A 13,193-nucleotide genomic window follows, 5' to 3' on the forward strand; every position below is an offset into this window, starting at 1 on the left:
CTCGATCTGCGCCGCCCAACAAAACTCACGGCCTACCCAAAACCCCTACACCCCCTACAACCCCTCCAGCTCCGCCATCAGGTCACTGAGCCGGTCAACCTTGTCATCATCCAGCGCACTGCCCTGCAGCCCCTGCACGTACACCGCCAACTCCGCCACGGTGCTGCACTCGAACATCGCCCGCAGCGGCACATTGAGCTGCAATTGCTTCTGCACCCGCGAGGCAATCTGCGTCGCCAACAGCGAATGCCCACCCAACTCGAAGAAGTTGTCGTGCACCCCCACCCGTTCGGCCTTGAGCACGTCGGCCCAGATGCCTGCCAACACCGCTTCCAGCTCGTCACGCGGCGCCTCATAGGCCTGGCTGTGCTGGCCACCGATTTCAATGGCCGGCAGCGCCTTGCGGTCGAGCTTGCCGTTGGCGTTGTGCGGCAGGCTGTCGAACCAGCCCCAGTGCAAGGGCACCATGTACTCCGGCAGCGCAGCGCGCAGGCGCTGCTTGACCTGTTCGAGCAACGCCGCATCGGCGCTGACGCCCTGATGCGCCACCAGGTGGCCGACCAGGTGCTTGCCGTTGACGCCCTCCTGCACGCTCACCGCGGCATCGCGCAACTCTGGCTGCTCGTGCAGGCGCGCTTCGATCTCGCCCAGCTCGATGCGGTAGCCACGGATCTTCACCTGATGATCGATGCGGCCCACGTATTCCAGCACACCGTCCGGACGTTGCCGAGCCAGGTCGCCAGTGCGGTACAGGCGCTCGCCCGGTGCGCCATGCGGGTGCGGGATGAAGGCCATGGCCGTGCGCACAGGGTCGCCGACATAACCACGGCCCACACCGGTGCCGGCGACACACAGCTCGCCGACCGCGCCCAATGGCACCAAGGTTTGGTCCTCGCCGAACAAGTACAGGCGGTTGTTGTCGGTCGGCGTACCAATCGGCAGGTAGCTGCCGCGGGTCGATTCGACATCGACCCGGAAGAACGCCACATCGTCCGAACACTCCGCCGGGCCGTAGGCATTGACCAGGCCGATCGCCGGGTAACGCTGCAGCCATTGCGCGGCCAGCTCCGGCGGCATCGCCTCGCCGGTCGGCAGCATCCAGCGCAGGCCATCGAGGCTTTGATGATCGTTGGCCAGCATGCCCTGGATCAGCGACGGGACGCTCTCCAGCACGGTGATGCCGGTGGCCTGCACATGCGCCAGCAGGCCCTGCGGGTCATGAGCGATGGCATTCGGCACGATCTCCAGCCTGGCGCCGAACAACGGTGCGGCAAGGAACTGCCAGACCGAAATATCGAAGCTCTGCGACGCGGTCTGGGCAATCACGTCCTGTTCGCTCAGGGCCAGGTAAGGCACCTTGCTCAGCTGGTTGTTGAGCATGCCGCGCTGCTCGACCATCACACCTTTGGGCAACCCGGTGGAGCCCGAGGTGTAGATGACGTAGGCGAGGTTGTCGGGCCCGCTGTGGATACCGGGGTTGTGGCTGGCGATGTTGCTGGCCTGGATGTCTTCCCACACCAGCAGCTTCGGCCGTGCCACGCCACCCAGTTCATCCAGCAACTGGCGACCCTGCTCGGCGCAAGCGGCGCTGCACACCAGCACCGGCGTGCGGCTGAGTTCGACGATGCGCTGCAGGCGTGCGACCGGCAGGCCCGGGTCCAGCGGCAGGTAACCGGCACCGGCCTTGAAGCTGCCGACGATCATGCCCAGCAGCGGCAAGCCGCGCTCGGCCAGCAGCGCAACCGGCTGATCGACGCTGACGCCCGCGCCGATCAAGGCATGGCCCAGGCGGTTGGCCGCCAGGTTCAGGCCGGCGTAGTCATAGGACGCTTCCAGACAGCGTGCCACGGTGCGCTGCGGGTGGGCGGCGACCTGCGCCTCGAACTGCTCGACATAGCTCTGTTCCAGGGCATAGGCATGCTCGGTGCGGTTACAGTCTTCCAACAGGAAACGCTGCTCTTCGGCGCCCAGCAGCGGCAGGTCGCTCACCTCCCCTTCAAAACCCTGCACCAGTGCCAGCAACAGGCGCTTGAACTCGGCCAGCAAGCGCTCGACGGTCGGGTAGTCGAAGTAGCGCTGGTCGAACGACAGGTGCAGGCCCAGGTCATCACCCGGGTAGCACACCGCCGTCAACGGGAAGTTGGTGTGGGTACGGCCCGAGTCCGAGCTGGCGTTGAGGTGCTGGGCATGGTCGAGCACTGCGGTTTCCACCGGCGCGTTCTCGAACACGAACAAGCTGTTGAACAGCGGCTGGCCCTTGGGCAGCTCGCTGCATTCCTGAATCGCCACCAACGGCAGGTACTCATATTCGCGCACTTGCATGTTGTGCTCGAGCAAGCCTTGCAGCCAGCTGCGCACACTGCGGCGCTCGCCTGCCGCTGGCAGTTGCACGCGCAAGGCGATGCTGTTGATGAACAGCCCGACGGTGCGCTGCATCTGCGGCATGCTCACCGGGCGCCCGGCCACGGTGACCCCGAAGGCCACGTCGCGGTCGCCGCTGTAGCGTGCCAGCACCAGGGCCCAGGCCGCCTGGGCGAAGGTGTTGATGGTCAACTGATGGGCCTGGGCCAGTTCACGCAAGCGCACACCGTCACTGACCTGCAGACGGGTGTAGCAGTCGCCGACGACCATCCCGTCACCGGCGTGGTCGTGGCGCAACGGGCGGTCACTGGGGACCGCGGTGGCCCGCTCGAAGCCGGCCAGGTTGGCCTGCCACCATTGGCGCGCCTCGTTCAGGTCCTGGCGCTGCAGCCAGCCGATGTAGTCGCGGTAACGCGGCGGCACCGGCAACTGGGCCTGGCGACCTTCGCCGAGGGCCTGGTAGACCTCGAAGAAGTCGTTCATCAGCAACGAACGGCACCAGGCATCGATAAGGATGTGGTGGTTGCTCATCATGAACCAGTAGCGCGCATCGGCAACCCGCACCAGGCGCAGGTGGAAGGGTGCTTCACAGAGCAGGTCAAAACCGGCCTCGCGCTCCTGTTTGTGCAGGCTTTGCAGGCGCGCTTCCTGGGCGCTGTCGTCGAGGCCGCGCCAGTCCTGATAATCCACGGCAGTCTTGCCTGGCTTGTGGATGATCTGCAGCATCGCCTCGCCGGCGTTCCAGCTGAACGATGCGCGCAGAGCCTCATGCCGCGCCACTACCGCCTGCCAGGCCTGGGCGAAGCGGTCGGGGTCGAGCGCGCTGTTGATGCGGTAACGGTCCTGCATGTAGTAGATGCCGGTGCCCGGCTCCAGCAGGGTGTGCAGCAGCATGCCTTCCTGCATCGGCGTCAGCGGGTAGACGTCGTCGATCTCGGCGGCGGCGACCGGCAAACTGTCGATCTGCTCCTGGGTCAGGTGCGCCAACGGGAAGTCGGACGGCGTGAAGCTGCCGCTGCCGTCGGCCAGGCAATGGCCGACCAGCGCCAGCAACTCCTGGCGGTAGCCTTCGGCCAGGGTGGCGATGGTCTGCTCATCGTAGCGTTCAGTGCTGTAGGTCCAGCGCAACTGCAGGGCGCCGGCATAGACCTGGCCGTCGACACTCAGCCAGTTGGGCAGCGCTGCATCGAGGTCATGGGCCAGGCCAGCCGCTGCATCCAGCGGCTGGAACAGCGCGTCGGCGTCAAACTGCTGGTCGAACTGCCCCAGGTAGTTGAAGGTGATGCGGGCCTGCGGCAGCGCGGCCATGCGTTCACGCCCGGCCTCGTCGGCCAGGTAGCGCAGCACGCCATAGCCCTGGCCTTTGTGCGGCACCTGGCGCAGTTGCTCCTTGACCCGTTTGATCGAGCTGGCGCGCGCGGCCTCGTCTTCACCCAGCACCGGGCGCAGGCTCAGCGGGTAGGCATTGGTGAACCAGCCCACGCTGCGGGTCAGGTCCATGTCTTCGAACAGCCCGTCGCGGCCGTGGCCTTCAAGCTGCACCAGCACTTCAGCGTCACCACTCCAGCGACACAGGGTGCGGGCCAGGGCCGTCAGCAGCAGGTCGTTGACCTGGGTGTGGTAGGCCGCCGGCGCCTGTTGCAGCAACTGGCGGGTCTGCTCTGCATCGAGGCCGATGGCCAGGGTCCGGGCGTGGCGGTGCAGGTTGCCACCCTGCGGGTGATCACACGGCAGTTCGTGGCGCACAGTGCCGAGCTGGCCGTGCCACCAGTCCAGCTCGTCGCGCAGCGAGTCGCTGCCGGCATAGCTGGCCAGGCGCGCAGCCCAGTCGCCCATGGCATGGGTCTTGGCCGCCAGCGGCTGGCCCCGGTACAGCGCCTGCAAGTCTTCGAGCAGCACACGCCAGGACACACCATCGACCACCAGGTGATGGATGGCCAGCAGCAGGCGTTGGCTACCCTGCCCGTCCGTCACCAGCAAGGCGCGCAGCAGCGGGCCTTGTTCCAGGTCGAGGCTGCGCTGCAGGTCGGTGTACAACGCCTGGCAGTCATCGAAGTCGGCGACCGTCGCGGCCCACAGCAACTGCTGAGGGGCAGGCTGGGCATACTCGGCCTGCCAGCGGCCACTGGCCTGGCTGAAGCGCAGGCGCAGGCTGTCGTGGTGCTGCACCAGCGCGGCCAGGGCCTGCTTCAGTGCCGCAGCGTCCAGTGGCTGGCGCGCCTGCAGCAGCACTGCCTGGTTCCAGTGCTGAGGCTGGGCCACCTCGCTGTCGAAGAACCAGTGCTGGATCGGCGTCAGGCCGCTGTGCCCCTGGCGCAGGCCTTGCTCGATGCCACTTGGCGCGGCGCTCAGGCTGACCACGGAGGCCAAGGTCTGGATGGTCTGGTGCTGGAACAGATCGCGCGGGGTGAACTGCAGGCCCAGCTGGCGGGCACGGCTGACCACCTGGATCGACAGGATCGAGTCGCCACCCAGTTCGAAGAAGTTGTCCTGCACACCGACGCGGGGAAGGTTGAGCACATCGCACCACACCTGCGCCAGTTGCGCCTCCACCTCATTGGTCGGGGCCTGGTAATGCTGGCGCGCCTGCTCCAGGTCCGGCAACGGCAGCGCGCGGCGGTCGAGTTTGCCGTTGCCCATCAGCGGCAAGCTGTCGAGCAGTACCAGGTGAGCGGGCACCATGTAGTCCGGCAGGTGCTGGCGGGCATCGGCCTTGACCGCTTCGCGCAGCATGGCCTGGGCCTCGCTGCCGGCACCGGCCTGCTTGCACACCAGGTAACCGACCAGTTGCTTGCCACCCGGCAGGTCGAGGGCCAGCACCACGGCCTCGTCGACCTCTGCATGCGCTTGCAGGCGGCTTTCGATTTCGCCCAGCTCGATACGGAAGCCGCGAATCTTCACCTGCTGGTCGGCACGGCCGACGTACTCGACCAAGCCATCGGTGCCCAAGCGGACCAGGTCACCGGTGCGGTACAGCCGGCCACCCTCGGCACAGAACGGGTCGGCGACGAAGCGCTCGGCGCTCAGCCCCGGGCGGTCGTGATACCCCTGGGCCAGGCCGGCACCGCCGACATACAGCTCGCCGATACCGCCTTGTGGCAACAGGGCCAGGTCTTCGTCGAGGATGTAGGCGCTGCGGGCGCCAATCACCCGGCCGATCGGCACGCTGCCCAAGTCGGCCGACAGCGTTTGCGGGGCCAGGCAGGCCAGCGGCATGACCACGGTTTCGGTCGGGCCGTAGGCATTGAAGAACTGCTGCGGCGCGAACGCCTGGCGAATGCGCTGCAGGTGCTCGCCGGTCAACGCTTCACCGCCGGTGATCACCAGGCGCACCGGCAACTGCTCGCCCTGCCCCGCCAGGTACTGGGCCAACTGGCTGCCGTAGCTTGGGGTGAAGCCCAGGATACTCACCTGCTGCTCACGCACCAGTTGGCAGATCTCTTCAGCGCCCCACTGGCCCTGGGCGCGGATCACCACGCGGGCACCGCACAGCAGCGGCGTCAGCAAGCGCTCGCTGGCGGCGTCGAAGTTGATCGAATAGAAGTGCAGCTCGCAGTCGTCGCTGCGCATGCCGAAGGCCTCGATCACGGCCTGGCAATGCATGGCGATTTCACCGTGGCTGACCACCACGCCCTTGGGCTTGCCGGTCGAGCCCGAGGTGTAGATCAGATAGGCCTGATGTTGCGGCAGGTTGAGGTTATCCAGCGCGGCATCGCTGAAGGCCGACAAGCTGGACGCATCGTCTTCCAAGCTCCAGCGGGCCACACCTTCAGGCAGCTCGCCAAGGGTTTCTAGCAGCGCGCGCTGGCCGAGCAGCAGGCCAATACGGCTGTCTTCGATCATGTAGCGCAAGCGGTCGAGCGGGTACTCCGGGTCGAGCGGCACATAGGCACCGCCCGCCTTGAGGATGGCCAGCAAGCCGATGACCATTTCCAGCGAACGTTCCAGGGCCAGGCCGACGCGCACCTGCGGGCCGACCCCGCGCTCGCGCAGGGCACGGGCCAGGCGGTTGGCCTGCTGGTCCAGCTCGGCGTAGCTCAGGTGCTGGCCGGCGAAGGTCAGCGCCAGCGCGTGCGGCGTGCGCAAAGCCTGGGCGGCGAACAGGCCGTGCAAGGTCTGGTCAAGCGCGCCATGCTGCTCGCCCTGCAACTGGCCAACCAGCACCTGTTGCTCGTCGGGGCTCAGCATCGGCAGCTCGCACAGGCGCTGTTGCGGGTCGTCCAGCAGGCCGGCCAGCAGTTGCTGCCAGTGTTCAGCCATGCGCGCGATGCGCGGCGCGTCGAACAGGTCACGGCTGTAGGTCAGGCAGCAGCCCAGGCGGCCATCGAGGTCAGTGACTTCCCAGTACAGGTCGAACTTGGTCGCGCTGGCGTCGTTGACCAGGTAGTCGACCTGCATGCCGGCCAGCTCCCGGCTTTGCTGGAACGCCCAGCGCTGGACGTTGCACATGACCTGGAACAGCGGGTTGTAGGCGCTGCTGCGCGGCGGTTGCAGGGCTTCGACCAACTGGTCGAACGGCAGGTCCTGGTGCGACTGGCCTTCGATGGCGGCTTGGCGCATCTGCTCCAGCAGCGCGGCGGCGGTCATCTGGCCATCCAGCTCGCAACGCAGTACCTGGGTGTTGAGGAAGGCGCCGATCAGCCCCTCGCTTTCCGGGCGAATGCGGTTGGCCACCGGGGCACCGATGCGCAGGTCACGCTGGCCGCTGTAGCGGTGCAGCAAGGCCGCCAGGGTGGCCGTCATGGTCATGAACAGGGTCAGCCCACGCTGGCTGTTGAAGGCATGCACACGGGCCACCAGCGCCGGGTCGAGTTCGAAGCGGTACAGCTCGCCACGGTGGCTCTGCACTGCCGGGCGCGGGCGATCGGTGGGCAATGCCAGCACCGGGTGCTCATCGCCCAGGCGGGCTTTCCAGTAGGCCAGCTGGCGCGCGCCTTCGCCGCTTTCCAGCCAGTGCCGCTGCCACACGCTGTAGTCCAGGTATTGCACCGGCAGCGGCGCCAGGGGCGACTCGCGATCATCGACGAAGGCTTCGTACAGCTCGCCCAGTTCGCGGGCGAAGATGTCCATGGCCCAGCCTTCGGTGACGATGTGGTGCAAGGTCAGCACAAAGTAGTGCTCACGCTCCTGGGCCTTGACCAGGCAGGCGCGCAGCAGTGGCCCGCGCTCCAGGTCGAACGGCTGGTGCGCCTGGTCGTCTGCCAGCTGTTGCAGGCGTTGCTCGCGGGCCTCGGCGGGCAAGGCGCTGAAGTCGTGCCAGCCAAGCTGCAGGCCGCTGTCTTCGGCCACGCACTGGTACGCTGCGCCGTCGATGCTGGGGAAGGTGGTGCGCAGGGTTTCGTGGCGCACGATCAGGGCCTGCAGCGCACGCTCGAAGGCGTCCACGTGCAGGGTGCCACGCAGGCGCGCCATGCCGCCGACGTTGTAGGCGGGGCTGTCTGGCTCCATCTGCCAGAGGAACCACATGCGCTGTTGCGAGTACGACAACGGCACGGCCTGGCGGCGGTCGACGCGGGCGATCTCGCCTTGCAGGTTACGCTCGCCGGCATCACGGATGCGCGCGATCTCGGCGCAGAAGGCGCCCAGCTCGCTGGCTTCGAACAGGACTTTGAGCGGTAGCTCGACATCGCACGCCTGGCGGGTTCGCGAAACGATCTGGGTGGCGAGCAGCGAATGGCCGCCGAGGGCGAAGAAGTCGTCCTGCAGGCCGACACGCGGCAGGTTCAACACTTCACACCAGATCGCCGCCACCTGTTGCTGCAACGCACTCTGCGGCGCCACATGCTCGCGCTGTTGCCACACTGGGGCTGGCAGCGCCTTGCGATCGACCTTGCCGCTCGGGCCCAAAGGCATATGCGCCAGCGCGATCAGTTGCGCCGGGACCATGTAGGCCGGCAGTTGCTCGGCCAGAGCGGCCAACAGGGTGGCAGGCTCGGCCGCGCCGCTGTAGTAGCCGACCAGCTGTGCACCCAGCGCATCCTTGTGGATCAGCACCAGCGCCTGCTCGACACCAGGCTGCGCCAACAGGCACGCCTGGACCTCTTCAGGCTCGACGCGAAAACCGCGAACCTTCACCTGCTGATCGAGGCGCCCGAGGTATTCCAGCGCCTGGAGCTGGGTTTGCCAGCGGGCACGGTCGCCACTGCGATACAGGCGCTGGCCGTCACCGTCGGCCTGGGGCACGAAGCGCTCGGCGGTGAGGCCCGGGCGGCCCAGATAGCCACGGGCCAGGCCCGCGCCGCCCAGGTACAGCTCACCCGGCACGCCGGGGGCAGTCAGCTCCAGCTCATCGTCCAGCACGCGGCAGAGCACGTTGCCCAGCGGGCGGCCAATCGGCGAGCGCTCGCCGTCTTCGGCCTGGCAGTGCCAGTGGGTGACGTTGATGGCGGTTTCGGTCGGGCCGTAGCGGTTGTGCAACTGCACCTGGGGCAGCACTTGCAGCACACGGTCACGCAGGGTCGCGGACAATGCCTCACCCCCGGAGAACAGCCGGCGCAGGCTGGTGCAGGCTGCGGCCTGCGGCTCCTGCACGAACACTTGCAACAACGGCGGCACGAAGTGCAGCGTGGTCACGCCATGCTGCTGCACCAGCGCAGCGATGCGCTGGGGGTCACGGTGTTCGCCGGGGCCAGCCAGCACCAGCTTGCAGCCGGTGATCAGCGGCCAGAAGCACTCCCACACCGAGACGTCGAAGCTGATAGGCGCTTTTTGCATCAGCACATCACTGTCGTTCAGCGCATAGGTGGCTTGCATCCACTGCAGGCGTTCGGCCAGGGCGGCATGGGTATTACCCACGCCCTTGGGCTGGCCGGTGGAACCCGAGGTGTAGATCACATAGGCCAGGTTGTCGCCGTGCAGGTGCAGGCCTGGGGCATGGCTGGGCCAGCTGTCCAGGTGCAGTTGGTCCAGGGCAATGGCGCTGACACCTTCGACCTGCGGCAGCTTGCCCAGCAAGGCGCTGTGGCTCAGCAGCAGGCTGGCGTTGCAGTCGCCGAGCATGTAGGCCAGGCGCTCGGCCGGGTAGTCCACGTCCAGCGGCACGTAGGCGCCGCCGGCCTTGAGGATGGCCAGCAGGCCGACCAGCAACTGCGGCGACCGTTCGACGGCGATAGCCACGCAGGTATCGGGGCCAACGCCTTTGTCACGCAGGTAATGGGCAAGGCGGTTGGCCTGCTGGTGCAGCTCGGCATAGTCGAGGCTGCCGCCCTGCCAGGCCAGCGCAGTGCGCTGTGGGGTCAGCCGAGCCTGCTCGTTGAGCTGTTCGACCAGCAGGCGCTCGGGCGCCGCGGCGGCTGCCTGGCCCCAGCCGAGCACCTGCGCGCGGCTGTGCTCATCGAGCAGTTGCACCTCGCCCAGTGCCAGTTGCGGCTGGGCGCAAACTTGCTCCAGCAACGCCAGCAGGTGAGCGGCCAGGCGCTTGACGGTACTGGCCTCGAACAGCTCGGCGGCATAGTCGAAGGCCAGCGTCAGGCGGCCTTGATGGTCTTCTTCGCTGTGCAGCTGCAGGTCGAACTTGGCTTCGCGGCTGTGCCAGGGCAGCTCTTCGGCAAGCAGGCCAGGCAAGCGGCGCAAGGCCGAAAGGTCGCGCTGCTGATGGTTGAACATGACCTGGAACAGGCCCTGTTCGCGGGCTTCTGGCAGGGCTTCGAGGAGCTGCTCGAAAGGCAGGTCCTGGTTGGCCTGGGCCTCGAGGGTGGCGTGGCGTGCCTGGGCCAGCAGTTGTTCGAAGGGCAAGCGGCCATGCAGCTGCGCACGCAGCACCTGGCTGTTGATGAAGAAGCCGACCAGGCCCTGGGTTTCCAGGCGCGGGCGGTTGGCATTGGGCACGCCGACACGGATGTCTGCCTGGCCGCTGTAGCGGTGCAGCACACCTTGCCAGCCGGCCAGCAGCACCATGAACAGGCTCGCCTGCTGCTCGCGGGCCAGGCCCTTGAGTGCCTCGGTCAGTTTGGCCGGCACTTTCAGGCTGTAACGTGCTGCACGTTTGTCACGCTGGCTGGCGCGGGGCTGGTCGGTGCACAGGTCGAGCACCGGCAATGCATCGCCCAGCTTGGCCTTCCAGTAATGCAACTGGCGTTCGGCTTCACCGTCGGCCAGCCATTGCCGCTGCCAGGTGCCGTAGTCGGCGTAACCCAGTGGCAGGGGCGCCAGGTCGGCTGCATGGCCTTGGCAGTGCGCAGCGTACAGCCTGGCGAATTCGTCGAGCAGAATGTTCAGCGACCAGCCGTCGGCGACGATGTGGTGCAGGGTCACCCACAGCTGATGCTCGTCATCGTCCAGGCGCGCCAGGGTCACGCGCAGCAAGGGGCCTTGGCCAAGGTCGAACGGCTGCTGGGCCTCTTCCTCGCGGCATGCTGCAACCTGCGCGGGCGCCTGGCCTTCGAGGTCCAGGCGATGCAGGCTGAACGGCTGCTGTGCCAGGATCCGCTGCCGGGCCTGGCCGTGCTCTTCGCTGAAGACTGTGCGCAAGGATTCATGGCGCGCGACCAGGGCCTGGAAGGCCGCCTCCAGTGCAACGACGTCCAGTTCACCGCGCAGGTGCAGGCCGGCCGGGATGTTGTAGGCCGCCGATTGCGGCTCGAGTTGCCAGAGCAGCCACAGGCGGTTCTGTGCCAGTGACTGCGGCAGCGACTGGTCACGCTCGAGGGTGGCGATGCCGGCCGATTGTGCCCCTCCTTCGGCAACGATCGCCGCCACAGCGGCGCTGTACTCACCCAGCAGCGGGGCTTCGAACAGGGTGCGCAGGCTCAGGTTGATGCCCAGCTCATCGGCCAGGCGCGCTGTGGCCTGGGTGGCCGCGATGGAGTTGCCGCCCAGCAGCAGGAAGTGATCGTCCACCGCCACGGCTTCGACCTTGAGCACATCACGCCACACGGCGGCGATACGCGCCTGCAGGTCGTCGGCCGGCGCGCCGCTGGGGTGCTGCTCGCTGGCCTGCGGGAAGCGCGCGTAACAGTCCAGGCTGCCATCGTCCATGCGCTGGCGGCAGGCCGAGCGCTGCAGCTTGCCGCTGGAGGTCTTGGGCAGTGCGCCCGGGTTGAGCAACAGGACCACGGCCGGCGCCTGGCGGCAGGCGTCGGCGATGACCTGGCGCAAGGTCTTGATCAGCGCCTGGGGCTCGATGGCTTTTTGCACATTGCGGCTGACTTCCACCGCCACGCCGATGCCCTCCTCGCCCTGATGGTCCACGGCAAACACCGCTACGCGGCCTTTGCGCAGCACATCGACTTCGCGCTCCAGGGTTTTTTCCAGGTCTTGCGGGTAGAGGTTCTGGCCGCGGACGATGAGCATGTCTTTCAAGCGCCCGGTAACGAACACTTCGCCATCGCGCATGAAACCCAGGTCGCCGGTGCGCAGCCAGGTCTGGCCGTCCATTTCGACGAAAGTACGGGCGCTGGCCTCGGGGTTGCGCCAGTAGCCCAGGGCGATGCTCGGGCCGCCCGCCCAGACCTCACCGACCAAGTTGTCGCCCAGCACTTCCAGGCGCTGCGGCTCGACAATGCGCACCGCATGCCCTGGCTGCGGGTAGCCACAGCTCATCAGCACACTGCCGCTGCCAGGTTCGGCGCGGTTGGCGGCGAAGGCCTCGGCATCCACCTCCAGCGCGCCGATGCCCTGGCCGCGGCGGCTGCCGCTGACGAACAGGGTCGCCTCGGCAAGGCCATAACTGGCGAAGAAGCTGTGCGGGTCGAAGCCACAGGCCTGGAACTTGTCGGCGAAGGTCGCCAGGCTGTCCTGGCGGATCGGTTCGGAGCCGGAATAGGCCACGCGCCAGCGGCTCAGGTCAAGCCCCGCCAGGGAGGCCTCGCTGACCCGCTCGCTGCACAGGCGGTAGGCGAAGTCGGGGCCGCCGCTGATGGTGCCGCCGTATTCGCTGATTGCCTGCAGCCAGCGCAGTGGCCGGGCGAGGAAGTAGCCGGGCGACATCAGCACGCAGGGCACGCCGCTGAAGATCGGCTGCAGCAGGCCACCGATCAGGCCCATGTCGTGGTACAGCGGCAGCCAGCTGACGATGACGTCGTCGGGGTTCACATCGATGCCGAAACCGTGACGGATCAGTTGCTCGTTGGCCACCAGGTTGCCATGGCTGACCTGCACGCCCTTGGGCAGCGCGGTGGAGCCTGAGGTGTACTGGAGGAAGGCGATGTCATCGCCGGCCAGAGCAGGCTCTTGCCAGGCATCGGCCAGGGCCGGGTCAAGGCCATCCACCGCCAGCAGCGCGGGGGCATTGGCCGCCGCCAGCGCGTCCAGGCCCTGCAAGCTGTCGTGCAGCGCGGCCACGGTCAGCAGCAGGCGCGGCTCGGCATCGTCGATGATCGACAGCAGGCGTTGCTGGTGATGGTGGCGCGTGGACTCTGGGGGATACGCCGGCACGGCGATGACGCCGGCATACAGGCAGCCAAAGAACGCCGCGACATAGTCCGGGCCGCTGGGGAACAGCAGCACCGCACGGTTGCCGAACCCTGCGCGGGCCTGCAAGGCAGCGGCGATGGTGCGCGCGCGGCGGTCCAGGTCCCGGTAGCTGAGCACGGCCTGCTCGCCGGGAGCATCGGCCAGAAAGCGCAGGGCTATCTTGTCCGGGGTCTGCGCGGCGCGTTGCGCCAGGGCCTGGACCAGCGAGAGCGGGAGTTCGAAGGCGTCCGTCATGGGGTGTTCCTGCCAGTGTCTGGTGAAGTCGGGCCGGCTGCTCCGCGAACGTCGGCGGGCAGCGCACGGCGGCCGGATGTACACAGGGGAACGGATGGGCAGGGGAAGAAATTAGCTTGCGGGAGGCTTTCGGGGAGTGTGAATGCTGGTGCATGCCTTGAGGGGGCTGTGGCTGGAAGATCGAG

At 67.4% G+C, this 13,193-nt stretch carries 1 protein-coding gene; it reads right to left on the reverse strand.

Features of this window, described 5'->3' with window-relative positions:
- Positions 1 to 54: 54 nt before the first annotated feature.
- A complete protein-coding gene (locus NP534_RS13540) occupies positions 55 to 13,008 on the reverse strand; it encodes a non-ribosomal peptide synthetase (RefSeq protein WP_274099037.1) in 12,954 nt (4,317 codons plus the stop codon).
- Between the last annotated feature and the right edge of the window lie 185 nt (positions 13,009 to 13,193).

This window comes from Pseudomonas sp. 39004 (genome assembly GCF_028682155.1).
In the GTDB taxonomy this organism is placed as follows: Bacteria; Pseudomonadota; Gammaproteobacteria; order Pseudomonadales; family Pseudomonadaceae; genus Aquipseudomonas; species Aquipseudomonas capeferrum.